Here is a 24893-nt window from a genome sequence, read left to right as displayed (position 1 = left end):
CCGAATCGTCGTCTCAGGTGGTCGATGGTTGACGTGTGCGCGAGTGCAGGTAGGCGTCGAGCAGGACGGTCAGCACGACGCGGCCTTCGCTGTCGACCACGGTGCTCTCGGTGGTGACGAGGGCGCGTGCCCGGTCGTCGAACTGGATGTCGTCGATGACGACGGTGCCGGTCAGCACGTCTCCTGGACGCACGGGACGGCGGAACCGCAGATCTCGGATGCCGCGCCCGGCAATGGCCGCCCAGCTGTGCCCCACTGCGTCGAATGTCAGCCGTTGCAGGATCGCCAACGTGTGGATTCCACTGGCGATCAGGCCACCGAACTGGCCGTCCTGCGCCGCCGCCCGGTCGATGTGAAACCACTGGGGATCCCAGTGGGTGGCGAAGTCGACGAGTTCGGCCTCGGTCACCGTGTGTGAGCCCAAGTCGAAACGCTGGCCGATGCCCAGGTCCTCGGCGTATACAAGGCGTGTGTGCTCATGGTGCGATCCCACCTGCACGCCGACGGGTTTCACCGCGGCGCCATGCGGATCGCGCCGTCGAGGCGGATGGTTTCGCCGTTGAGCATCGGGTTGGTCACGATCGCCTCGACCAGCTGCGCGTACTCGGCGGGGTCGCCGAGCCGGTTCGGGTGCGGCACCTGCTGTCCCAGCGAAATCTGAGCCGCCTCGGGCAGCGTGCCCAGCAGCGGGGTCTTGAACAGGCCGGGCGCGATGGTGTTCACCCGGATCAGCAGCGACGCCAGGTCGCGGGCGATCGGCAGGGTGGCGCCGACGATCCCGCCCTTCGATGCCGAGTACGCGGCCTGTCCGATCTGCCCGTCGAAGGCCGCGACCGAGGCGGTGTTGACGATCACGCCGCGCTCGCCGTCGACGGGCTCGTTCTGCGACATCGCGTGCGCGGCGAGGCGGATGACGTTGAAGGTTCCGGTCAGGTTGACCTTGACGATCTTCTCGAATTCGGCCAGCGGGAACGGTCCGTTCTTACCGACGGTCTTGACGGCGTTGCCGATGCCGGCGCAGTTCACGGTGATTCGCAGTGAGGACTCCGCGTTGGCGCGCTCGACCGCCTCGGTGACCGCGGCCTCGTCGGTGACATCCGCCGGAGCGAATTCCACGGTGTCGCCGAGAGCAGCCAGCGCATCCGTGTTCGCGGTGGGCAGGTCGACGGCGATTACCCGGGCGCCCGACTTGGCGAGGGCGGTGACGGTGGCCAGTCCGAGGCCCGAGGCTCCGCCGGTGACGAGTGCGTTGGTTCCGGTGATATGCATGAATACTCCTGACGAAATAGGTTGAGAACATCGGGTTTTTGACAAAGTGAGGTGTGACTGACGCAGTGGTGTCACTGCGCGAAGGTCAACCTCATAAGGCGCGGCCGATGAGTTCCTTCATGATCTCGTTGGTGCCGCCGTAGATCTTCTGCACGCGGGAAGCGGCGTACATCTGCGCGATCGGGTACTCCATCATGTAGCCGTAGCCACCGAAGACCTGCAGGCAGCGGTCGACGATCTCGCACTGCTTGTCGCTGCCCCACAGCTTGGCCATCGACGCGGTCGCCGCGTCGAGGGTGCCGTCGAGGTGACGCTGGATGCAGTGGTCCATCAGGGTCTTGCCGGCCAGCACGTCGGTCTTGCACTCGGCGAGTACGAACTTCGTGTTCTGGAAGTTCAGGATCGGCTTGCCGAAGGCGTGACGTTCCTTGGCGTACCTGATGCTCTCCGCCACCGCGGCCTCGGCCACCGCGACACCGCCGACACCGAGGATCAGCCGCTCACGCTGCAGCTGACCCATCAGCTGGTAGAAGCCCTGCCCCTCGACGCCGCCGAGCAGATTCGCTGCCGGCACCCGCATGTCGGTGAACGACAACTCGCGGGTGTCCTGGCCGTGCTGGCCGATCTTGTCCAGCACCCGCCCACGCTCGAACCCCGGAAGATTCTCCGTCTCCGCGACGAGCAGCGAGATACCCTTGGAACCTTGGCTCGGGTCCGTTTTGGCGACGATGACGAGCAGGTCGCAGTGCGACGCGTTCGAGATGAACGTCTTCGAGCCGTTGATCACGTAGTGGCCGCCGTCGCGAACCGCGGTGGTCCGTACGGCCTGCAGGTCCGAGCCGGTGCCGGGTTCGGTCATCGCAATGGCGAGGACGCTCTCACCGCTCGCACATTTCGATAGCCAGCGCTTCTTCTGGTCCTCGGTGGCATAGGCGGCGATGTAGTGCGCGACGATCGTCGAGTGCACGGCGAAGCCGAACGCGGTGTCGTGGGCGTAGGCGATCTCCTGCTGCACGATCGCCTCGTGGCCGAAGTTGCCGCCCCCGCCGCCGTATTCTTCGGCGATGTCGAGGCACAGCAGTCCCGCGGCGCCGGCCTTGGTCCAGAACTCGCGGTCGACCTGGTGCTGCGCGGCCCAACGGTCCTGGTTCGGGGTGGCTTCCTTGCGGAAGAACTCGGCGGCGTGCTTACGCAGCAGCGCCTGATCGTCGGTCTCCCACGGGGAGCGGTAATCGGGGAACAGCTCGCTCATGATCGGTCCTACTTTCCGGTGAATTCGGGGGCGCGCTTGGCGAGGAACGCGGCCTGGCCCTCGCGGCTGTCGGCGGAATGGATGGCAACGTGAAAGTTGCGCTTCTCGTGCTCGAGTCCTTGCGCCAGAGAGGTTTCCAGGGCCTGGAGGGCGGCATCCTTGGCCAGCGCCACCGCGAGCGGTGAGTTGGCGGCGATCCGCTGCGCCATGGCGACCGCCGCTTCGAGGGCGGTGCCGTCCGGGACGGTCTCGGCGACGATGCCGGCCGCGCACGCCCGCTGTGCGGACAGGAAGTCGCCGGTGAGCAGTAGGGCCATCGCCTTGGACTTGCCGACGGCCTGAATCAGGCGCTGGGTTCCGCCGCCGCCCGGGATCACGCCGAGCTTCACCTCCGGGACACCGAACTTGGCGGATTCGCCGGCGATGACGATGTCGCAGGCAAGCGCCAACTCGCAGCCGCCGCCGAGTGCGAGGCCCTCGACCGCAGCGAGGACCGGCTTCGGGAATCGGCCCAGGTCGGCCCAGATGGTGCCGCCCAGCGCGGCTCGATCGCCGAGCAGCGACTGGTCGCGAATGGCGTCGAAATTGGTGATGTCGGCTCCGGCGCAGAAGATCCCGCCGGCGCCGGTGAGCACGATGGCACGGATCTCGTCGTCGTGCCGAGCCGCGACGAGCTCGGTGTTCAAGGCGGTGAGCACCGCCTCGTTCAGACTGTTGCGAGCCTTGGGCCGGTTGATCTCCAGGATCAGGAGGTGGCTGTCGCGGGCCGTGCGTAGCGGGGCGTTGTCGGGGTTCATCGGACGTCCTCGTAGACGTTGGTGTGCGCGGCGCGCATGGCCTTCTTGTCGAGCTTGCCGACGCTGGTGCGGGGCAGCTGGTCCAGATACAGGACGGTCTCGGGCAATTGCCATTTGGCGAATGCATCGGCGAGCAATTCGTGGATCTCCGACAGTGGAAGTTCCTGCCCGTCGGTCGTCACGACGAGTGCTACTGGACGCTCCTGCCACTTCGGGTGCGGGACGCCGATGACGGCCGCCTCGGCGATCTTCGGATGGGCAACGAGTGCGTTCTCCATGTCGATGGAGGAAATCCATTCGCCACCCGACTTGACCACGTCCTTGATCCGGTCGGTGATCTTCAAGTAACCATTCGGGTCGATGGTCCCGACATCGCCGCTACGCCAATACCCGTCGAGGAACTTGTCGGCGTCGTCGTCGAGCTTGTGATAGCGCTCGATGATCCACGGTCCGCGCAGCAGCACTTCACCCTGACTCGTGCCGTCGTGCGGGAGATCGTTGCCTTCCGCGTCGACGATCCGGATGTCGATGCCGTTGACCGGCAAACCCTGCTTACGCTTGAGATCCCACTTCTCCTCGTCCGAGATCACACCGCGCAGCGAGGGCTTCAGTCCCCGGTTCACCGCGACCAGAGGGGTGGTCTCGGTGGCGCCGTAGGCGTGGATGACGTCGGCTCCAGTGATGTCGTGGAAGTCGCGCATCAGCGACAGCGGCGGCTCGGTGGCACCGGACAGCAGCCGCGCGCGGGAGAAGTCCGGTGCGACCGCAAGCGTCTTGATGTAGTTCATCATGGGCTGGAAGATCGCCGGCGCACCGTTTGCGACGGTGACTTGCTCCGCGATCATCGCGTCCACGAGGACGGATGTGTCCTCGGCGATGTAGCGACCGGGCAGCACGATTTTTGCGGCACTGTAGGCGGCCGCCTGGGGTAGGCCCCAGCCCTGGCCGTGGAACATCGGCGTGATGAGCATGACGGCATCGTCGCTGCTCATCCCGAGTCCGGCGACCTCGGCGAGGGTGTGCAGGTAGATGCCGCGATGCGAGTAGTAGATGCCCTTGGGCCTGCCGGTGGTGCCGGTGGTGTAACACGCGCTGTAGGAGGAGGTTTCGTCGATGACCGGCCAGTCGATCTCCGGGCCGGCGTCCGCGAGCAGGTCCTCCCAGTGCACCGCGTGCGGGAGCGTGGTGGTGATGTCGGCCAGCGGCTTATCGGTCATCACCACCCACGTCTTCACGTTCGGCGTATGCGGTGCCAGCGCCTCGGCAACCGGAAGCAGCGACTCGTCGATGAGGACCACCGATGCATCACTGTGTCCGGTGACGTAAGCGAGATCCTCTGGCGCCAAACGCAGGTTCATCTGCAACATCACGGCAGCGAGGCCGGGAATCGCCCAGTACAGCTCGTAGTGCCGCTTGCTGTTCCAGTCGAGGATCCCGACCACATCGCCCGGCCCGACGCCGATCGAGCGAAGTGCATTGGCACTTCGTTGGATTCGCGCGTAGGCATCGGCGTAGGTGTACCGGTCCCAGCCGCCGTCCGCGGTGCGGTACACGATCTCCTGCTCGGGATAGGTGCGCGCGGCGTGCCGGATGATGGTGGTGGTGTTGAGTTGATAGTGGTCGCCGTGGGTGGAGGGCAGGCCCCTCACGATCTCGTGGCTCATGACGTCCTCAGATGCGTTCGATGATGGTGGCGTTCGCGGTGCCGGTGGCCTCGCAGACGGTCTGCAAGCCGAACCTCTTGCCGGAGCGTTCGAGTTCGCAGAGCAGGTCGGTGAGCATCCGGGCTCCGGTCGAGCCCAGCGGGTGGCCGAGGGCGACGGAGCCGCCGTTGACGTTCAGCTTGTCGTCCGGGACGCCGAATTCCCGTTGGAAGATCAGCGGCACACCGGCGAAGGCCTCGTTGACCTCGAACAGGTCGATCTCCTCGACGGCCAACCCGCTTCGGCCGAGCGCCTTGTGGGCGGCGTCGAGGATCGCGGTGAACTGGATGATCGGGTCGGCGGCGGCGACCGACAGCGCGCGGAACCGGGCGCGTGGGATGAGGCCGTTGCGCTCGGCGTACTCGCGGTCGGCGATCAGCAGCGCGGCCGCGCCGTCGCTGATCTGCGAGGAGTTGGCCGCCGTGGTCCGCCCGTCGGCGCCGAACACGGCTTTCAGGCTCGCCATCTTGGCGGGGTCGATGTGCTCGCGGATGCCCTCGTCCGAGTCGATGACCGGACCGGTCGGGTCGTCGGGGTCGGCGGTGATCGGCACCATCTGGTCGCGGAACTTCCCGGCCCGCGTCGCGGCGTGCGCCCGCTCGTGGCTGCGAGCGCTGAACGCGTCCAACGCCGCTCGGCTCAGGTCGAACCTCTCGTTCATCAGCTCCGACGACGGGCCCTGCGCCATCAGCCCACCGTCGTAGCGGTCGAGTTCGCGCGGGCTGTACTGCGGGCCGAGCGGCGCGCCGGGCAGGAACGCCGGAGGCATCGGCACCCGTGACATCGACTCGACGCCGCAGGCGATCACCAGGTCGTGGGAACCCGCCATCACCGCCTGGGCGGCGAAGCTGACCGCCTGCTGCCCTGAACCGCACTGGCGGTCGATCGTCACCGCGGGGACCGACTCGGGCAGCCCGGCGGCGAGCACCGCGTGGCGGCCGAGATTGCCCGACTGGACATCGTGCTGGATGACGCAGCCGGTGATGACGTCCTCGATCGCGGCGGGGTCGACGCCGGCGCGGGCCACAAGCTCCCGCAGCGTCTGCCCGAGCAGGTCCACCGGATGCCATGCGCTGAGGATCCCTCCGCGACGGCCGACCGGGGTCCGGACCGCGCCGACGATAACGGCCTCGCGAACACTCATGACAAAGCTCCTTGTGCTGAATTACGGGGTGCCGAATCGCGGATTCCGATCAGGGGAATGTCGAGGCGCTTCGCGACCTCCTCCCATTCGCGCGTCGGCTTGGAAAGAAACGTCTGCTCGAGCTCCTCCTGGGTGCCCTCGACACCGAGACCGGCGCGGGCGCGCTCCCAGAAGTGCGGCTCGAGCGCGGCCAGCGCGACGTGGCCGTCGGAGCTGGAGTAGATCCGGTAACCGGGATGCGCCCCGCCGAGCGGCGCGCCCGCTCCCATCAGACCGTGCCGAACTGCGGCGCCGGCGTCGGCGGCCGCCTGTTCGAGGACGACCCGCTCGCGGTGTCCCACGCCGGACTCCGCGGCCACGCGCAGGGCGAGCAGGGCCGCGGACACGGCGCGCTCGGCGCCGAGCAGGTCGGCCACCGGGACGGTCGGCATCGTCGGCGGCTGGAGAGTGCCGTGCAGGGCCTGGTACGTCAGGTCATGGCCGGGCTGCTCCGCCGCGATCCCGTCGTGCCCGACGATCTCGATATGCGACAGGTGCGGATTCGCCGCGGTCAACTCGTCCAGGCCGAGCTTGACCAGCGCCGAGGGGCGCATGGCGGTGAGCATCAGGTCGGCACGCGACAGCTCGCGCGCCGCCACCGCCCGATCAGCGGGGTCCTTGAGGTCGAGGGTCACGACCCGCTGGCCCACAGTGAGCTCGTCGTACCACGTCGGCGCCACGGCCCGCAGCGGGTCGCCGGCCGGCGGTTCGATCTTGGTGACGGTGGCGCCCAGCGCCCGTAGCCGCGCGGCGGCGAGCGGGCCCGGCAGATTGATCGCGAGCGACACCACCTGCACGCCCTGCAGCGAACTCGACTGCGACATCATCAACCCCTTTTTGACTATACTGATGTATAGCCATTAATGCGCATGTACTGTCTAATGTCAAGGGTGTATGCTTTTTTCTCTGATAGGAGGCAATTTCTGTGACCGACCCCCGCGCCAGTGACGAGGACCTCACCGCGAAGGCCCGCATTCGCAACGCCGCGCTCGACCTCTACGCCGAGCGCGGCGAGGATCGCGTCTCGATGCGCGCCGTCGCCGCCGCCGCCGGGGTCGCCGTGGGATTGGTGCAGCACCACTTCAAGACCAAGGACGGGCTACGCGTCGCCGTCGAGCAACTGGTCGTCGACTATTACGCTCTGGCGATCGCCTCTGTGCCGGACGAGGGCGCCCCAGCGCAGGTCGCCGCCGCTCGAGACGAGGCGGTGCGGCACATGCTCGCGACGCATCCGACGGTGGTGAACTACATCCGGCGCGCTGTGCTCGATCCGCAGGGAAAGAGCGAGTTACTCGAGCGGCTGACCGACCTGAGTCGCAGAGAGATCTCCAAACTCCGCTATTCGGGCAAGACCTCGACACGGCGATCCGAGTCCTCACAGGTCATCGGGCTGATGGTTCGTCAGCTGGGGCAGCTGCTCATGCAGCCGATGATCGATGACATGTGTGACTTCCTCGACCGGACGGGCGTGCCGCACAGCGACAAACTGACGCTCTCCGTGACCGTAATCTAGCGGTAGTTTGTTGGGTCAGGTCGGAGGTAGAGGTGCAGGCCGTGGCCTGTTTCGCGGCTCAGGAGAGACTTCCGCCGACATGCGTCGTCAGGTCCTGAGCGGTCATCCGCCACCCTTCGACTCGCGCTACTCGTCGTCGTCGGCGTCCGGGTCGCGCAGCGGTCGGTGAACTCCGCTGGGGTCGGGCAGGTGGAAGCTGTAGTGCCCGTCGATGCCGATGTGGGCGCGCACGAACGCCGACAATCGCTCGACATCGGTGTCGAGCACCGGGTATCCGCCGGCTCGCAGCGCGGCGAGGGCGCGGTTCTCGTAGACGGTGTTCCACACGACGACGCAATTGAGCACCAATCCCAGCGCCGAGAGCTGGTCTTCCATGCCCTCGTAGTAGGCGCGGGTCATCTCGCCCTTGCGGCCGTGATAGATCGTGCGCGCCAGGTCGTGACGACCCTCGACGAGATTGGACTGGGCCTTGCCCTCGCGCCGGTAAGGTTCGTCGTCGGCCAGGCGCAGGATGTGCAGGGTCTTGAAGATCCGCCCGAAATGGGCGATGGCCTGGCCCAACGCGGTCGGCTGCCCGTCGCGGGAGATCATCCTGGTGACCTCGTGCGCCGACACCTCACCGGAGTGGATCGACACCGCGATCCGGCACATGTCCTCCCAGTGCGCGGCGATCTTGGCGGTGTCGATCACCCCGCGCGCCGCCTTGTCCAGCGGCCCGTAGTCGGCTCGGGCGTCGATGCGCCACAACCGCTGATCGGGCAGGTTCGCCAGCTGCGGCCGGTACTGGCGGCCGATCAGATGCAGCAGTCCGAACACGATGTCGGAATACGACCCGGTGTCGGTGATGATGACCTCCGGAATCCGCCCGCCGTGCTGGGACACGATCACGTCGATGGTGTGCAGCGAATCGCGAGGTGTTCCGCGCAGCACCTTGCCTGCCAGCCCGGCGGACTGGTCGTTGAGCATGTTCAACCAGGTGATGCCCAGTTTCCGGCCGAAGTACTTCGGGTTCGGGCGGGCGTTATGGGTGCGCACGGGCACCACGAACCGCATCCCGTCCACCGAGGCGACCAGCCCGCCGCCCCACGCTTGGGCCAGGGGGATGTCGGCCTGGGCGTCGACCAGCACGGCGTTGGCCGCCTCGATGGTCTCGGCCCGCACGTAGCACTGGTCGACGTGCAGCAGCCGATCCCTGGTCAGGGCGTCGACACCAGGCGTTGTCACCGGTTTGAACCCGACGTTCATCGCATAGGAACAGAGCACGGCCGCCACCGACAAGCCGAGGTCGGCGACGCGGGCCTCGTTGCCCGAGGTGTGGGTGAACGCCTCGGTGAAACCGGGATGCCAGCTCATCACCTCCGTGACCAGTTCCGGCAGGTCCACACGCGGGATCATCGCCTCCACCCGGCGGCGCAGGTCGACCAGCGACGCGGGCTCGGCCTTGGCGTCCAGCGCGGCGACGTGCAGTTTGCCGTCGGCGTCGATGCTGGCTGGGGTGTCCTCGCCCAGCCGTGCGGCCAACTCCCGATAAGCGGTCTCCAACGCCGTCGCGTGATCGGTCAGCAGCTGCGTCGGCGCGGCGGGCAGGCCCAGCGCGTTCATGCCGGCGTCACGCGCAGCCTCCCAGGCTTCGCCTGCCAGCAGGTGCGCCCGCGGGTCGCGCCACCGCGACGAACGCACCGCGAAGATGCTGCGGTGCTTGAGGTGTCGGTGGAACTGTTCCAACACGCAGATCGTGTAGGAGTTCCGGTCGACGGTGCCCTCCGGTCGGCCCGGCGTGTAGATCAAGCGCTTCCACGCGCCGACGATCAAGTCGTGGTCGACCTTGCGGGCGTCCAGCAGGTTTGCCGGGATCTTGCCCGACGACCTGGATGTCAGCAGCTCGGCGAGGGTCTTCATTGCCGCCAGGACGGCGGCGCCGTCACTGGTCGCGCCGAACTCGATCGTGTCCATCAGCATCGACAGGAACGGGCGGACCGTGGCGAACTTGCCGGCCAACTCGATCAACCGCTGCCCATCCAGCTCCGCGTCGTCGGCGGGCACCAGCTCGTCGACCGCCTGGACCGCGTGCCGCAACTCGGCCCGGGTGACGGTCTTCTCGATCATGTCCAACACCACGCCCAGCCCGACGTCCTGGTTGACCTCGACCATCTCCAGCAGCACCTTCACCGCTGCCGCGAGCTTGCCTGCGTTGCGTGACACCCTCGGATAGCGACGCAGCTTCTCCTCGCGAGACTCCCGCTCGGCCTTGGACAGAAGCTTCGTCGTCATCAACATGTCGAAGGTCTCCAACACGTCGTCGACCGCCCGCGCGCTCAACACAACGACCGTCGCGGCCAGCACCGCCAAGCGCTGCTCACGCGTGGGCAGCCGCCGCAGCGCGGCGGCCTTGCTCGCCAACCCGTAGGTCGCCAACCCCGTCAACCGACGCGGCGGGATCGCCCTCACGTCGATGCTGTCCACCCCGACCGCTTGCAGGTCGACAACCCTGCGCAGCGCCGCGAGCATCCCCTTCGACGACGCCTTGAACACGCCCTTGCGCAGCCGCTCCAGCTCGCTGACCTTCTGCCCGCCCTCCGCAGGAACCTCCAGCAGCCGCAACAAGGCAGACGCGGACTCCGAGGTCAGCTGCTCGCCGAGCTGGCGCCACAACCGGGCGTCCGCCGCGTTGCGGCCGTCGCCGATCAGCCGCTCCAACGTGGTGATCCCCGGCAGCAGCGCCTGACGCTTCCGCAGCCATGTCACTGCGTCGCCGAAGATCGCCTTCGGTCCGTCGCCGGTCATCCACGCCTGGTCGACGATCCACGACGTGAGCTCCGACTCCATCTCGCCGAACGGCTTGAGTCCGTACACCTGCTGGATTTCCCAGGCGTGTTCGAGCTTGGTCTTCTCCCGATCGGTGTACCGCTTCACCATCGACGGATCGGAGATCTCCAACTGCTCGGCCAGATACTCGATCAACGCGGGCGGGACATCCAGCGGATCAGCCAGGAACATTCCCAGGTGACGCACCGTCACCACCTGCACCGCGAACCCCAGACGGTTGTAGTCGCGCCGCCGCGCAGCGATCAGCCGCCGGTCCTCGTCATCCAAGTAGCAGTAACGCTCCAGCTCCTGCCGAGACAACGCACCGAACCGGCCATAGCCGCCCTCATCAGTCACGACGACATGAAATCACCTACAGCGCAAGGTCGCTCGGCGATTGCCCCTTAGCGCCGGATTTCGTCAATCTGCTCCCCGACCCCCTTCAAGCAGGAAAGCGGCTTCAACGTCAACGCGCACAACAACGACTCCGGCGCGGACGGCCCGGCACAGTTCCTTCCCTCAACTGCTGCACAGGAAGGCGTGGACGGGGACGGGGACGGAAAGCTCGACATGCGCTCACCGGCCGACGCTGCGATGTCGATGGCGTCCTACGACTGCAAGATGCTCGAGCTGACGAAAAAGGCGATGGCTGACGGCCGCCTGCAAGGTGAGCTGATCCCGCTGACATTGTCCATGTACAACTGCGGCCCCGGAAACACCTTGTCCCAGGGCCAGGTCTGCCAGAACGAGGAAACACGCGGCTACGTCACCAACATTCAGAAGTTCGCGATCGAGGAATTCACCGACACGTCCGCACCGGCGGGGCCGATTCCAGGCGGCCCCTCGACGGGTTCGGTCGTCGTCGATGCCGCTCTGAGGTGGCTCGGCACCCCGTATGCCTGGGGCGGCGGCGACGAGAACGGACCGACGCGCGGCGTCCGTGACGGGGGAGTGGCAGATAGTTTCGGCGACTTCAACAAGGTCGGGTTCGACTGCTCAGGATTGGTGAAATACGCAGTCGCGCAAGCGACAGGCGGCCGAACGGTTCTCCCTCACCAGGACCAGATGCAGATAGGCGACTCTCGCGGAACCTCGATCACCAACCCTGCCGACCTGCGACCCGGCGACATCATCCAACCCCACAGCGGCCACATCTTCATCTGGATGGGCGGCGGCAAGGTCGTCGAAGCTCCGCAATCGGGCGATGTCGTCAAAATCTCCGACTGGACCCCGCCGTCCTCGGGATTGGCAGCGAAACGCTTTGCCTGACAGAACAACCCAGACCAGAACATCGCAACCCGATGACCACCCCGGAATGAAGTTTCACCCGAAGAAAGGTAGATCCCAGAAATGACGGTATCCGCAGCCACCGAATGGGAACAGGCCGCAGACGCAGTACGTACCGCCGCTGACGAGTTGCGCACCAGCGACTCCTCAGAGATCCGCGCGTGGGCGAAGAAGAACAAACTGCTCTCGCGCAGCATGTGGCCGAAGGTCAAGCGCGAGTTGGTCAAACAACTCGATCTCGACTACGACGTACTCCGCGACGCGGAAGCGACCAAACGCAAGAAGGAGATCGCCGAAGCCGCCGCCACCGCACCGTTGGTGGAACTGTTCGCCGCAGGTGACGAGCGGGGTAGCTTCGCTGTACTCGGACCGGTCGACGACGCGGCCTGGTACGGGACGTTCCACAAGAACGACACGGTCTTCAAGGAAGGCAACCAGCGCTCGGCAGACGACTCGGCAGCCGGTAAGGCGGTATTCCTCGCCGGCAAAGCACGGGAGGACGCGAACGTTCCCGCGGTGCGGTTGCTCCTGCACATCTCCAATCCGGAGATCGACGGGAACTCCCTCGCCGGTATGGCAGCCAAGCACGGTGTTGCACTCGACCTCGACATCACCGACAACAACCGGGCCGTGGACTGGTGCGAAGAGCCTGGTTACCAGGCGTGGCAGGCGATTCGGTTGTCGGATCTGTTCATCGAGGACGAGTCGTGAAACGCCACCTCGCCGCGCTCGCCGCTGCATCTGCCGTCGCTATTGCCCTGGCCGGGTGCTCCTCGGGCACGGAAGGCACCGCAACCGGCCCGTCCACCACGACGACGGGTGCACGGGCGCAGCAATGGTCCCCGAACGAAACCTCGGCGGCCGAGTCCACGCGGCCTGCGGCCACCGTTCCGGAACACGCGCCCGAACAGGTCGCCATCGTGGACCGCAGCGATCCGGCTGCCGTTGCCGACGCCGTGGTCACCACCTGGTTCACCTGGAACACCGCTGACGATCGCGGACCCAACGACGCGGCCGCCCGCACCGGCGACCTGCTCACCGAACGCTTCCTCGGCGACGTCACCGGAACCACCCCGACCGGAAGCCCCGGCGGTCAGTGGCTCGAATGGGCCGCGAAGGACGCGCAGGTCTGGCCGACGGTCAGCTCTGTACCGAACCAGGGCGCCGTGGACACCGCGACTGCGGTGCACCGGATGTATCAGGTCGAACAGACCGCGATTGCGTCCGATGGCTCCATCGTCGGCGTCGACACCGCAATCGTCGCCGTCCTGGTCGTCAGTCGCGGCGGTCTGTGGGCCGTCGACGACCTCAAAAAGCTATGACCAGCGAGAAGAACGTCCCCGGAACCACCCCCTCCCCGAAAGGAACTCCCGTGAGCGCTCCTGACCCCTACGACGAGCACCAGGACACGTACACCACCGAAAAGGCCGTTGACCTGCGCGGCCAGCGTCTACGCCGGCAATCTCGGCCCGAAGCCGAGACCGCCCCGATCGAGACTCCTGAACCAGCCCCGCAGATCGAGTCAGCCACCGAATCCGGCGATACCGAGTTGGTCGACGAGTCGGCAGGATACGACGACCCGTATGCGGTCGGGCAGGACGCACTGGCAGAGAACGACGAACCCGAATTCGACTACCGGTTCGAGCGGGAGACCAGCGAAGTCGACGACAGCCCCGCAACATGGGGCTGGCGCGGACGTGTCAACGCGGCGGTCGGCATGAAGATGGCGCCGAAGCCTGACTCGGCGGAGGTGCGGTTCCGCCAATCCGTCACCCGAGTCCAGCAGCCGCTACCCGGTTGCATGGTCGTCTCGGTGATCAGCCTCAAAGGTGATGCCGGAAAGACTTCGACGACCCTGACCCTGGCCAACACCTTCGGTTCGCACCGCCACGGCGTTGTCGCGTGGGATGCCAACCAGTCCACCGGGACCCTCGGAGACCGCGCGGCGAATCCCACCGATCCCGACGTCGGCCCCTGGGATGTTCTCGAGAACGCCCGCGATCTCACCTCGGCGGGAGCCGTGTCAGGTGCGCTCGGCAGGTTCCTGCGACTTCAACCCACGCACGACGAAGTCCTCGGAGCCGACACTTCGACCTCACGCGATCATGGCATCGGCTGGGACGAGTGCGCGGCGATCATGGCTGTACTCCGCCGTCATCGGGACCTGATCTTCATCGACACCGGCAACGAACCCGTGGCCGCGAATTGGCAATGGGCCGTGCAGCACTCGAACCTGTTGGTCGTTCCCCTGCCACTGCGCCTCGACATGACCAAGATGGCGTTGCGGATGTTCAAGGGGATCATCGCCCGCGGCTTCGGGCATCTGGTGTCCTCCGCGATCGTGCTGACTGTCGTGACACCCGGCTCCGATCCCACCCTCGAACCTGAACTCGTCGAGGGACTGGCTCGACTGGGCCTTCCGGAAGAGAACGTCATCCGGGTTCCCTACGAGCCGTCGTTCGCGACTGGAGAGCGCATCGTCTACGACCGGCTCCTTCCGTCCACGATCGAGGCTTACACCAATGTCGCCGCCGAAATCGCGGATGCTCTCGCTGCCAGCGTGTACGGCCGCGCTGCCGAGTACGCCGACCCGTACACCCCCGAGCAGATCCAACGTCCTCCGGAAGTTATTCGACGTACAGCCCGACCCGAACCGGTCGCGCAGTACGAGGACCGATACGCGGAGTACGAGCCGGAACCCCGGCCGAACCCCCGCCCCCTCCGTCCTCGCCCGGTAACTCCACCCCACCCGCGAAGTCGCGGGCGCCTGGATTGAAAACCACTGCACCACAGCCGAACACCACATCGAAAGGGAACACGATGAACGAACAGAACACACCGGTGAGCCCGTCCACCCGCGGCGGCCGGCTGCGTCGAGCGGCAGCCATCACCTCCGGCACCATCGCCCTGGCAATCATAACCGCCGCTCCTGCCGCAGCTCAGGACGCGCCGAAGTCGAAGAACCCATTCGAAGGGGTCACCCCTACCCTCGAGTTCCTCGGACCTGCGTTCCAGAACGTCTGGGTCCGCGTGCTCGGCACCATCTGGGCACTCGCAATGGGCGGTGTCGGCGTGAAACTGATCTTCGCGCTGTACAAGATGCGAGCAGCGAAGAACGGCGGCTACGCCTCGGAGATGACCGACAACGCCGCTGAGGTCAAGACCGCAGCCACCGCCTTCGGCGGCCTGACACTTCTGACCGTCATCATCGGCGCCATCATGTTCGTCACTCAAGGCTGAGACGAATTCCGTTCCATCTCAGCATTGTTCACGAGAAAGAAGAGAACTCATGGTCAAAGATTTTTCTCAGGTAGGTACGGGCAACCGTCCGGTCGCGGCGACTGGATCCACAGGTGGCGGATCGGGGTTCTTCTCTGACCGTAAGCGCGTTATCGCCACTGGTGTCGTCGCAGTGGTGTTCCTCGCGTTGGTGATCGCGCTCCTCACCTCCGGTGGTGCTGATGACAACAAGGGGAGCGGAGCCGATGCAATTCGTGCAGCCCACGGTCCGACGACGACCATCGACGGTGTCCCGGCGGGATACACCCGCGATCAGGCGGGAGCGCAGACCGCGGCGGTGAACTTCATTCAGGCCGATGGTCAGACGTACCAGGGCCGGATCGACGTCGCGAAGCTGCGGGAGGTCGCTGTAGCGTCCGATCCCAGCCCTTCCTTGCAGAGTGTTCTCGATATCTCCAGCGGCCGAACTGATCTGGGAAAAACCGTCAACAACGTGCCGCTGATCGTCACGGTCACCGACTTCACTCAGGACTCGGCCACGGTGTCGGTGTGGGGCATGGGCGTCGGTCAAAGTCCGGTCAGTGAGGGCAGCGACAAGGTCGGCATCCTCACCGTTTACTCGACTACCACCGTCACGGTGAAGTGGGAGAACGGGGACTGGAAAGCCCAGGACTGGAAGTTCGTCAGTGGCCCGTCCGCAGATGATGCCCAGTTCCCGGCGGCTGATTCACCGCTCTCGAAGCCTGGCGCGAACGGCTTCTACACGTTCTACGTCAACTAGAAGGGGCCGACTGATGTGGCGCAAAATCATTCTGACCGCGGTCGTGGCATTGTTCGCGATGCTCGGACTGGCGTTGCCGGCGGCAGCGGAACCAGTTGCTGTCCCCAACACCGACCCGGCTCCTGGCGTGCAGAATGCCACTCAGTCGGGCAAGGAACTCCCCAAAGGATTTCCCGATGATCTGAAGAAGTTCGTCGCCGGCACAGACGAATTCAAATCCGCCTCGTGGTTCACCGGAGTCTGCAAGGACACAGGCGGCGACATGGGCCAGTACTCGACACAGGTCATGCACAACGAAAACCGGTTGATGTACTGGACGGCAAAAGAATCCGAGCGGATCGCCATGTGGGCACCGCAAGTGATGATGTCGAAGAACCCGGCTCTGATCGACGCTCTGGTCGCCGCCGGCGGTGCCGGTACTCAGATGTCCGGAGTTGACATGGGCGTGGAGGCGAACCAGAAGGCCGCCTTGAGCATCACGGACGAGTCGATCCTCAAGGGCGTCTACCCGGACACCTACCCCCTCGACGAGGGCGCGGACATGTACCCGCCGTCTCCGACGTGTGCGCAGGATCTGGCCCGGTGGACGACGAAGACGACAAGCACCTGGGGTTTCGAGTGGAGCCCGACACCGGACGCTGCCTCGCTCGCGGTGATGAAGAAGCAGCCGAACGCCGACAAGGTCCCCGACGCTGCCTGGACTTCTCCCTGCGCCGGCAACGGTGTTCCCAGCATCCTGTGCATGCACGCGATGTTCGTGAACTGCGAGCGCGCCAACGAGAAACCAGATGACCTGTTCGCGTGCACTGAATGGAACACCAGGGTCGGGAAAATGTTCGGCGGCACCATGAACTGGATCGATCAGAACACCAGTTTCAGTGACCGCCTCGGCGAGACCCTCGGAGGGATGATGAGGGCGACACCTGCCTATATGGGCGGCAAGATCTTCGTCGACAGTTTCACCTTCGCGTGGGATACCGTTGCCGGCCCGCTCGGTGATCTGGTCGCGTTCGTCAAAGACCCGTCGGACGTGATCGATTCCTGGGCGAACAAATTCAAGAGTTCAGCGATGTCGATGACCGATTCGGTCCTGCCCGGTTTGGCAGGAATCGGCGAATTCGATCCGTTGGAGCCGCAGTTCTTGACGGTGTACGCGATGTCGACGGGGTTGGGGCTCCTGGTGCTGGCTATCGCCACGATCTTCGCGCTCTACAAGTCAGCCGACGGAAGCCGCCCAGGCGAAGAACTCGCCAAGGACTTCTTCGGATACTTGCCCGCCGGGATCATGCTGATGCTCTTCGCTCCCTCTATCGCCCAATTCGTCATCAGTCTCGCCCACGAGATCTCGGTCGCGTTGGTAGGCGCGATCGGCACCACCACCGACGAGGTGATCAACAACGTATCGACCTCCCTGGGCGCTCTCAACGACGAAACCCTGGTCGGTGGAGCCGTGGCCGGCATCATCGGATTCGGGTTGATGGTTATCGGTGTGCTCTCGGTCTTCTTCGGCTTCTTGATGCATGCGGCCGCGCTTCCCGTTCTCGCAGTGGTCAGCGGTATCGCATTCGGCATGTGGGTGCACCCCACCTGGCGAAAAAAGGCGCTTCGGCCGGTGATGATGTTTCTCGGTGTCGTGCTGTCCAAGCCCATGTTGTTCGTTCTGCTGGCCGCGGTGTTCGTTGTCATCAACGTCTCGGCGCAAGGATCGGTCGCCGACGACGGCAAATTGGAATCACTGGGCCAACTCGCCCTGATCGCCGTGTGCTTCGTGATGATCGGTCTGGCACCGTTCGCGTTGCTCAAGTGGTCACCGATCCTGCCGACCGCTGCGGATTCCGCCGACTTCGGTAGCTCGGGCTCAGCGTCGGGCGAGATGATCGGCTCGTCGGCGAGCATGTACCAGCAGCAAGCCGGAGGCGGCTCGGGCGGCGGCGGCGACGGGGGAGCTGCGTCCCGCAATGCCGATGTCGCCACCTCTCCCGGACGCGGCACCGGACCGTCCGATCACCTCGGCGGTCACAATTCCTCCCCGGACGCATCGTCGGCATCATCCGATCACGCGTCCAGTCGATCTGGCCACGGAGGGCAAACCTCGTCCGGTTCCGTCGGGATCGGTGGCAAAGACTCCGGCAAGGGCGGAGCCAAAGCGGGAAGCGCCGAATCGAAATTGATGAGCGCGGCGAAGACAACCGCCGGCGCAGCGGCAGGTGCAGCGACAGTGGCGGCGCCCTTCGCGGTGGCTGCTGCCGGTGCAGCGATGAACAAGGCCGGGGCCTCGGCCCAGAACGCTCCCGAACACGCGGACGGAGAACACTGATGAGCGAACAACGCACGTCGATCCTGGGGCGTCAGATCGCCCGCAAAGGAAACCTGCCTTTCGCCGAACCGGTCTTGATCGCCTGGAGCGCGACACTCATCCTGGCGCTGGTCCTGATCTTCGTCATCGGTCAGAACATCTGGGTTCTCGGGTTCGACTTGGCGCTGATCCTGGCCGTCATCGGTGCGACGTTCGAATTCGGGCAGCGCGAGTCCTACGCGGCAAGCAAAGCCAAGCAGATTCGAAACCGTCAGCGCCGCAAGCGCGGTGAGCACGTGTACGTCAGCGCCAGGGACGAAAACTTCGGCGATCCCGACCACGATCCAGGGTGGGAGTTCCCCGTCCCGCTCTACCAGACGAAGCCGGTGGATCTGGCCGGCACCGGACTCGACGACATGTTCATCCTCGAGCACACCACACCGGGCGACAACAACTACTACTCCGTGATCGTGGCGATGCAAGGTTTGGCCGAAGGTCTACGCGGTGATGCGGAGTGGGCGGTGACCTCAGCTGCGTTCGGACGTATCCTCGCCGGGTTCGCGAAACGGTCCTCGTTCGTTCGGGGTGTGGCGCTGCTGCACCGCAGTGTCCCGGCCGATATGGCGCCGCACGAGAACTGGATGATGCGCATGATCTCGGCCGCCGGTGAATCCGTGCGGCGCATCGACGAAGCGATCCGTTCCTACGGTCAGCTCCTCGACCGCAACGCCCCGTATGTCGAGGAACACCGCTCGTACTGCGTACTGATCATTCCGAAGTCGCCGACGTTCCTCGCCGAAGCTGCGCGCATCGCGCGCCGCAAGGATGCCGCCCTGGTCGGCGGTATCGCTCAGGTCATTCGCGACGAAACGGAGAAGGCGCAGCATTCCCTCGAACGCGCCGGTATGGGCCGGGTGGAGGTCTACGGCGAACAGCGAGCCTGCGCGGTGATCCGCGCATTCCAAGACCCCACCTTCCCCCTCGACGCGCACAAGGGTGTGCGGTGGAACAACTGCTGGCCCTCCTACATCGGCCGCGACGAGTCGGTCGAGGTTGCGGGAGCGTGGCACACACGGGCCGGGGTGATTCCCCCGCGTGCGATCGAACCGCGTGAACTCGGCCCGTTGTGGCTTGGTCCGTTCCTGACCGGAGTCGAGCCCGACGTCGGAGACGACGAGATCGCCGCCGCCCCGACCATCCGCACGGTGATGGTGCGCATGGATTTCGTGGAAGCCTCCCAATCCCGCGAAGCCGCGAAGAAGGACGTCACCCGCGACGAGGCCAAGCGCATCGAGGAGAGCCGCAAGGGAAAGACCACCGACGGCGCCTCCGACGTGGCGATCACCGAATCAGCTCGCCGCCGACAGGATCTTCTGCCTGGTAGCGGCCACCACGGCCTGATCTATTCGATGGCCGTCTCGGTCACCGGCCGAAACGAAGACGACGCACTACGCGCCGGGACACGCGTGGAGCAGGCCGCCGACAACTGCGGCATCGGAGAAATCGTGTGGCAGGACAACCGCCACGACGTGGCCGCGTTCTTGACGTTGCCGCTCGGCCGCGGACTGGCGGCCACCAAATGGACTCGAATCAAGACAAGGGGCTGAACCGGCGATGACGAAGACAGAACAGACCACGGCGCACCGTCGCGGCCACAAGAAGTCCAACCGATGGACCCTCGCACCCAGCCTCGGGAAGAAGAACGTCCAGGTCGAGAGCGCGGAGGAATCCGCAGTCGCCCAGGCGGTCCACTCCTCCGACCGGATCACCACCCGCCGGCCTGCCCCCAAACGCAACCGCTGGTTGGACCGGTGGGGCTGGTACGAGGTGCGAGCGGAAGGTGCGTGGACCACCACCCGGCAAGGTGAAGCGCTGAACCTGGCCACGATGCGCCGCTCGGTGCGTCACGAAGGACTCATGACCGGGCTGAACAAGATCAACCAGTCGATGGTGATCACCGATCCGTTCGCGCTCTACGGCTCGGAAATCGAGAACATCAACGTCGCTATCGTCGGTGACATCGGCAAAGCGAAGTCTTCGCTGATCAAAACCGCGTTCTGCATCCGTCAACTCGCCCTGGCGAACAACCGGCAGTGCGTCGTCATCGACAAAAAGCGTCAGGGCAACAAGGGCGGCGAGTATTCCGGTATCGCGCAGGCGATGGGCGCCCGGTCGATCCGATTCCTCGCCGGCGGTGACGGTGTCCGGATCAATCTGCTCGACCCGGCTATCGCGAGCGGAACCCAACGTACGGACGGCGTTTCCCCGGCCGGCCAGGAAGCACTGGTCGGTGCCGTCATCGAAGACACGATGGGTCGTTCCCTCGTCGAGACGGAAAAAGCAGCTGTGCGCCAAGCACTCAAATCCGTCAACGAACGAGCCGATGCGGAGAACCGCGAACCGACCTTGCGCGAACTCGCCGCTGAACTGCTCGAAGCGAGCCCCGGCAGCGGCAACATCTTCGGCTCACTGCACGCCGAGGACTCGCGCCGCTGGGGCCTCAATCCTGGTCTCGCACTGCAAGAACTGTGCGAAGGAGACCTCAAGGGCCTCGTCGACGGCGCTACCTCCCCGGAGGTCCGCGAGGCACTCGATCATTCGTTCGTGCACTTCGACGTCTCGGCCCTCCCGAACAAGGGACCGGCGTTGCGAGTGATCATGACCGTGATCAACACCTGGCTCGCGAACGTTCTCGCAACCCGCTCCGCCAAGCACATGCAAACGCTGCTGCTGATCGAGGAAGGCTGGCACGTCGCCGACGGCTCGACCGGAAAGGTGTTCCGGGAGAACATGAAACTCTCTCGCGGCCTCGGACTTTCGACCGTTTCGGCGTTCCACCACATCTCGGACCTCCCCGTCGATTCGCCCGCGCGGGCGCTGATGAAAGAAGCCGGAATCGTCTTCTTGTACGGGCAGGACCGTGTCGAGGATGCGGAGGAAACAGCTCGCATGTACCACCTGCCGGCCGGGTCGACGGAAATCATCATGTCCCTGGCGAAAGGACATTGCCTGGTCAAGTACGGCAGCGCCGATCCGATTCTCATGCAGCACGTCCGTTCCGATCTGGAAATCGAACTCACCAACACCGACGAAGTGATCAAGGGAGAGGCAGCATGATCCCGACAGACGCTCCGGATCGCCTGGCGACGCTTCCTATGCCGCCGCTCGTCGCCTTCACCATTCTGGTCGTCGGGTCGGTAGCGGCCTGCGCGCTCATGATGTGGGTTCTGATAATGCGGCGCAGGTCCAGCGGCCGTAGGACGACCCTGTCACCGCGTGGCCGGCCATCCGGCATGGCATCCGCCCGCACCACACTCTCGCGGCCCGAGCTTGTGATGCCCGACCCGATCGAAGGAGACAAGTCGTGAGTACAACTCAGCGTCCTACGCAACCGATGGTGCCGCCTGGCGTGCTTCCCCTTGTGAGTCTCGTTGCTTCGGCCGTCGTCAGCGTCGTTGCCGGCGGATACATCTCGGGTGTCGTGTCCGGTCATGGCGGCGCTCTCCCCACCGGTGTGTACGGAGTTCTCGACGTGTTCGAAGGGCTGTTCCGGAATCCGGGCGACCCCGCACTCGCGTGGCCGGAAGGTTCTCGGCCGGGCGGACCGGTACTGACGTGGGTTTCCATCGCGATCGTTGCAGCGTTGTGCCTGTGGATGGGGCTGTTCGTTTCCGGGCAGCAGATGAAACGCGCCGCCGCTCGGCGGGTGCGAGAGTCCGGATTCGCTGACCGCACCGAACTCGCCCGAACCGGTATCAGCGAAAAGGCGGCCGTCCGGAAGGCGAAAGCGACCCGCCTCTCACTCAAAGACGTCCCGGTGCGCCGCATCGATGCCGCTGTCGAGACCACCCGAGTCGCGGAGCTGTACGACCACAAAGGGGAGGGCGTATTCCTCCAGTACCGCGACGGGCTTACCTGCACCGGACCGACTGGTGCGGGTAAGACGTGGCGTGTCTGCTGGAAAGGTGTCACCGACGCCGTCGGCCCGGTCGTCGCTACCTCGACCCGCGGCGATCTGTTGCGCTCCACGTGGGCGCAGCGCCGGGAAGTCGGGCACGTCGAGGTCTTCGACCCGGAGGGGCTGACCGCGATCCCCAATCCGATGCGGTGGTCGATCCTCGACGGGTGCGAGGATCCGGAAGTCGCCAAGCGGCGTGCAGAAGCACTGGTCCAGGCCATGCCGATGGACGACACCAGCAATTCCGGCTATTGGAACGGCAAGGCCGCGATGCTCATGCGCGGCTACCTCTACTCCGCGGCCGTCAAGAACAAGAACATGATCGACCTGCGGATCTGGGCGTCCTCGCGCAACGTCCAACTGGTCCGCGATGTTCTCGAGCAGGACCTTCCGGACTGGCACGCCGAACTCGAGCAAGCCTTGGACTCACAGTCCGATTCCTCCGATGACGTGGTCAGCGCGTGCGCGCGGTTGCTCGAACCGTTGGCGTCCCCGAAGTTGATGAGCGCGATCAACGTCCCCCGTAGCGAGTCCGCGGATCTGCATGCGCTGATGACCGAGGGCAAGAACACTGTGTATCTGGTCTCGGAAGGACACAGCGCTTCGGCGGCCGCGTTCACCACTGTGCTCTCGGCCGAGCTCTATCACATCGCGAAGACACACGGGCTGGGCAACGAGGACGACAAGATTGATCCGCCGTTGCGGATGGTCCTCGACGAAATGAACAATGTCGCGGCGATTCCGCATATGCCGGATCTGATTACGGACTCGGGCGGCCGCGGAATCCAGATCTGGGCGTTCGTGCACAGCGCCTTGCAGAACGAGAAGCGTTGGGGCCGCATCGACGGGCAACGGTTGTCGAGCGATTCCCCGGCACGGATCTACTTGCCAGGCCTAGGTGACGAAGGCGAATTGTCGGCGCTCTCACGGTTGATGGGTAGCCGCGACGAATACATCAGCCTGGACCCGCGTTCGGCACCGCGCAGCGTTCCGGTGATGGCACTCAACGAAATTCGTGAAATGCCGGAAGATCAAGCGTTGATGATCTACCGCAACGCCAGGCCGATGAAGGTGCGGCTGCCGTCGGTGTGGGATGTTCCGGATCTCTCGAAGCGGGTGCGGGCGAATCAGTCGGCGTTCGACGCGTTCTGCGCGAAGGCCGAACTATGAGCTCCGAATCTGCGGCCTCGCCGTGGGAGTGCGCGGACCACTGGGCGCCCGGGGATTCTGCGTTGTGGATTGGCGTCGGCGCCAGCGGGGTGTACGAGCGGCCGATCATCGTCGTCTCCCCGGCCGGCGCCCTCGTTCGGGATCCGGAAGTAACGTACAACGACGGTATCTTCACTCTGTCCGACGGATTACGGGATGTGCGGCACCGTGATTCGTGCGAACCGTGCGCAGCTTCGGTGCGCATGCTCCATCAAGGAGGTGTGTGATGAGTATTCCGGTATACCAACCTGGCCCCGCTGATTGGCGCCACCTGGATCGCGAGGCTGCTGCGGAGCTGTGGCTCGAGCTCGGGCAGTGGGTCGAGTGGCTGCGCCGGCGGTACAACGTCGGTGGGCAGCAGATCCGATCGTGTTGGTACAAACATGATCCGATGGTCGAAGAGCTGACGGCGGCGATGTGGGCGCACCGTGAGGTGTACCAGCAGCTGAAGAAGAACCCGTATCACGGCGGTATGGCAGCCTGGCACAACCATGTGCTGTGGCCAATGATCTCTCGGCTGCCCAAGATGGGCTTCAACGAGGAATGCCGTGGCGGAGAGTGCGGCTACCAGCCGAACGACCCCAAGATCGGAACGGATTTCGCGGAATTCGTCGCCGCCGACACCGACCCTCGACCCGAAGCCGCGGACGCACCGCTGATCGATCAGGTCCTCGGGTTGGTCGATAGCGCAGCCGGGAAGGTGACTGCGCTGACGATGGATCAGGTTCTCGAGATGATCGACGGCGGCCGCGCGACCGCCGAAGATCCTTCTGACGATTTCACGGCCGTCGAGATCGACGGCGACCGGTGGGAATTCGACGACGACACCGAAACATATCGACCCGTCGAATAGCCCTCACAAGCCGAAGCCTCAACAGCCCCAGGCCCTTCGGGCGGTCTCGCCCACCGTTCGAGATACGGGACCGGGGTAGTTGATGCTTCTCGTGTCCGCCACGGCTGCGGCGATCGTGGGTTGTCCCGCCTGGGACCTGCGCGCCGTGCTGTGGCGGACACACCCCTTTTTTCATAGGATGCTTTGCAACACAACTCGATTCGGATTGGTGGACTGCCATGCAGGAGCACGACCCCCTCGGACGGATGGATTTCCCTTTGATCCGGTCACTCGCACGGATGAGTGGAATGTTCATCCGGTCCGGATTGATTTTTCTCGCCCTGTTCGTCGCAGCATCGCTGATTTCTCAGGAGACACCAGGCCAGTGGGCGGTCGGCGCGTTCGTCGTGCTCTGGCTGGGTTTCGGCCTCACGCTCCGGTGGCTCTCGGTATCGCGATTTACCGACCTGTGACAGTTCCCGCCGCTTGCCATGACTGTGGCCCTCGACCTTTCCGGTCGAGGGCCACAGTCGTACAGCGAGTTCGTCAGGGCAGCCCGAGTGCGATCGCGAGTGCTTTGTTCAGTTTGACCACTGTTGCGGGGGAGAGCGCTCCCGCCGGCCTGCTCGCGGCGAGCTCGTCGTCGAAGAGCTGGATGAGGTCGTCCGCCAGGATCGAACCGACAAGTGGATCTGCGGCTCCGAGAGGGACGGCCGTCGGAACGCCGGGCTTCGGTGTGGTGGTCACGCGTGCGGCGAGGACCGTGTT

General features: G+C 65.2%; 22 protein-coding genes. 13 read left to right on the top strand and 9 right to left on the bottom strand.

Features of this window, described 5'->3' with window-relative positions; genetic code table 11:
• Positions 1 to 13 precede the first annotated feature (13 nt).
• The 7 genes from AC5Y7V_RS29150 to AC5Y7V_RS29120 all read right to left on the bottom strand — a co-directional run bounded on the left by AC5Y7V_RS29150 (position 14) and on the right by AC5Y7V_RS29120 (position 7028).
• Positions 14 to 514, bottom strand: a complete 501-nt coding sequence (locus AC5Y7V_RS29150; protein WP_011331212.1) for a MaoC family dehydratase — start codon at positions 512 to 514, stop codon at positions 14 to 16.
• On the bottom strand, positions 511 to 1269 hold the full coding sequence (locus AC5Y7V_RS29145) for a 3-hydroxyacyl-CoA dehydrogenase (RefSeq protein ID WP_011331213.1): 759 nt from the start codon (positions 1267 to 1269) through the stop codon (positions 511 to 513). Before AC5Y7V_RS29145 ends, AC5Y7V_RS29150 begins: the two co-directional genes overlap by 4 nt.
• Positions 1270 to 1360: 91 nt before the next feature.
• Positions 1361 to 2521, bottom strand: a complete 1161-nt coding sequence (locus tag AC5Y7V_RS29140) for an acyl-CoA dehydrogenase family protein (protein ID WP_011331214.1) — start codon at positions 2519 to 2521, stop codon at positions 1361 to 1363.
• An 8-nt stretch (positions 2522 to 2529) separates the two neighbouring features.
• Complete coding sequence (locus tag AC5Y7V_RS29135) at positions 2530 to 3318, bottom strand: enoyl-CoA hydratase/isomerase family protein (protein ID WP_011331215.1); 789 nt, start codon at positions 3316 to 3318, stop codon at positions 2530 to 2532.
• Positions 3315 to 4982 carry a long-chain-fatty-acid--CoA ligase gene (locus tag AC5Y7V_RS29130; RefSeq protein ID WP_011331216.1) on the bottom strand — a complete coding sequence of 556 codons (1668 nt, stop codon included), beginning with the start codon at positions 4980 to 4982 and terminating at the stop codon, positions 3315 to 3317. The genes AC5Y7V_RS29135 and AC5Y7V_RS29130 overlap by 4 nt, the downstream gene beginning before the upstream one ends.
• Before the next feature lie 7 nt (positions 4983 to 4989).
• The gene (locus tag AC5Y7V_RS29125) at positions 4990 to 6165 is read right to left on the bottom strand and encodes a thiolase family protein (RefSeq protein WP_011331217.1); all 1176 of its coding nucleotides are present in this window, start codon (positions 6163 to 6165) and stop codon (positions 4990 to 4992) included.
• Entirely contained in the window at positions 6162 to 7028 is an 867-nt protein-coding gene (locus tag AC5Y7V_RS29120) for a CoA transferase (protein WP_011331218.1), read from the bottom strand. The genes AC5Y7V_RS29125 and AC5Y7V_RS29120 overlap by 4 nt, the downstream gene beginning before the upstream one ends.
• Positions 7029 to 7129: 101 nt before the next feature.
• On the opposite strand from AC5Y7V_RS29120, the gene AC5Y7V_RS29115 reads away from it, so the two are divergent.
• The gene (locus AC5Y7V_RS29115) at positions 7130 to 7717 is read left to right on the top strand and encodes a TetR/AcrR family transcriptional regulator (RefSeq protein ID WP_011331219.1); all 588 of its coding nucleotides are present in this window, start codon (positions 7130 to 7132) and stop codon (positions 7715 to 7717) included.
• A 126-nt stretch (positions 7718 to 7843) separates the two neighbouring features.
• On the opposite strand, the gene AC5Y7V_RS29110 is transcribed toward AC5Y7V_RS29115, so the two are convergent.
• On the bottom strand, positions 7844 to 10879 hold the full coding sequence (locus AC5Y7V_RS29110) for a Tn3 family transposase (RefSeq protein WP_011331220.1): 3036 nt from the start codon (positions 10877 to 10879) through the stop codon (positions 7844 to 7846).
• 57 nt (positions 10880 to 10936) lie between these two features.
• Between AC5Y7V_RS29110 and AC5Y7V_RS29105 the strand changes: the two genes are divergently transcribed.
• From AC5Y7V_RS29105 to AC5Y7V_RS29050, 12 genes are all read left to right on the top strand, one after another.
• Positions 10937 to 11791 (top strand): C40 family peptidase, encoded by an 855-nt coding sequence (locus tag AC5Y7V_RS29105; RefSeq protein ID WP_088295437.1) that lies wholly within the window; start codon positions 10937 to 10939, stop codon positions 11789 to 11791.
• Positions 11792 to 11938: 147 nt separating this feature from the next.
• Positions 11939 to 12520 carry a hypothetical protein gene (locus AC5Y7V_RS29100; RefSeq protein WP_499883491.1) on the top strand — a complete coding sequence of 194 codons (582 nt, stop codon included), beginning with the start codon at positions 11939 to 11941 and terminating at the stop codon, positions 12518 to 12520.
• Complete coding sequence (locus AC5Y7V_RS29095) at positions 12517 to 13131, top strand: hypothetical protein (RefSeq protein ID WP_088295438.1); 615 nt, start codon at positions 12517 to 12519, stop codon at positions 13129 to 13131. The genes AC5Y7V_RS29100 and AC5Y7V_RS29095 overlap by 4 nt, the downstream gene beginning before the upstream one ends.
• A gap of 50 nt (positions 13132 to 13181) precedes the next feature.
• Positions 13182 to 14585 carry a MinD/ParA family ATP-binding protein gene (locus AC5Y7V_RS29090; RefSeq protein WP_088295439.1) on the top strand — a complete coding sequence of 468 codons (1404 nt, stop codon included), beginning with the start codon at positions 13182 to 13184 and terminating at the stop codon, positions 14583 to 14585.
• A 44-nt stretch (positions 14586 to 14629) separates the two neighbouring features.
• Entirely contained in the window at positions 14630 to 15049 is a 420-nt protein-coding gene (locus tag AC5Y7V_RS29085) for a hypothetical protein (protein ID WP_088295440.1), read from the top strand.
• A 49-nt stretch (positions 15050 to 15098) separates the two neighbouring features.
• A complete protein-coding gene (locus AC5Y7V_RS29080) occupies positions 15099 to 15830 on the top strand; it encodes a DUF8175 domain-containg protein (protein WP_141098980.1) in 732 nt (243 codons plus the stop codon).
• A gap of 13 nt (positions 15831 to 15843) precedes the next feature.
• Positions 15844 to 18147: a hypothetical protein gene (locus AC5Y7V_RS29075; RefSeq protein ID WP_088295442.1), complete on the top strand. Its 2304-nt coding sequence runs from the start codon at positions 15844 to 15846 to the stop codon at positions 18145 to 18147.
• The gene (locus AC5Y7V_RS29070; protein ID WP_064074503.1) at positions 18147 to 19733 is read left to right on the top strand and encodes a hypothetical protein; all 1587 of its coding nucleotides are present in this window, start codon (positions 18147 to 18149) and stop codon (positions 19731 to 19733) included. The genes AC5Y7V_RS29075 and AC5Y7V_RS29070 overlap by 1 nt, the downstream gene beginning before the upstream one ends.
• Positions 19734 to 19740: 7 nt before the next feature.
• The gene (locus tag AC5Y7V_RS29065; protein ID WP_064074504.1) at positions 19741 to 21243 is read left to right on the top strand and encodes a putative type IV secretion/conjugal transfer ATPase; all 1503 of its coding nucleotides are present in this window, start codon (positions 19741 to 19743) and stop codon (positions 21241 to 21243) included.
• A 304-nt stretch (positions 21244 to 21547) separates the two neighbouring features.
• Positions 21548 to 23254: a type IV secretory system conjugative DNA transfer family protein gene (locus tag AC5Y7V_RS29060; RefSeq protein ID WP_418009248.1), complete on the top strand. Its 1707-nt coding sequence runs from the start codon at positions 21548 to 21550 to the stop codon at positions 23252 to 23254.
• A gap of 265 nt (positions 23255 to 23519) precedes the next feature.
• A complete protein-coding gene (locus AC5Y7V_RS29055) occupies positions 23520 to 24146 on the top strand; it encodes a hypothetical protein (protein ID WP_064074507.1) in 627 nt (208 codons plus the stop codon).
• A gap of 218 nt (positions 24147 to 24364) precedes the next feature.
• Positions 24365 to 24598, top strand: coding sequence for a hypothetical protein (locus AC5Y7V_RS29050; protein WP_064074508.1), 234 nt, complete (start codon positions 24365 to 24367; stop codon positions 24596 to 24598).
• Between the two features lie 73 nt (positions 24599 to 24671).
• Here the strand turns inward: AC5Y7V_RS29050 and AC5Y7V_RS29045 are convergent.
• The coding region (locus AC5Y7V_RS29045; RefSeq protein WP_499883490.1) for a type II toxin-antitoxin system PemK/MazF family toxin at positions 24672 to 24893 on the bottom strand (222 nt) is incomplete at its 5' end.

This window comes from Mycobacterium sp. NGS34, from assembly GCF_059812845.1.
The sequence above is the reverse complement of the archived record's forward strand: the minus strand, read 5'-3'. Positions and strand labels throughout refer to the sequence as shown.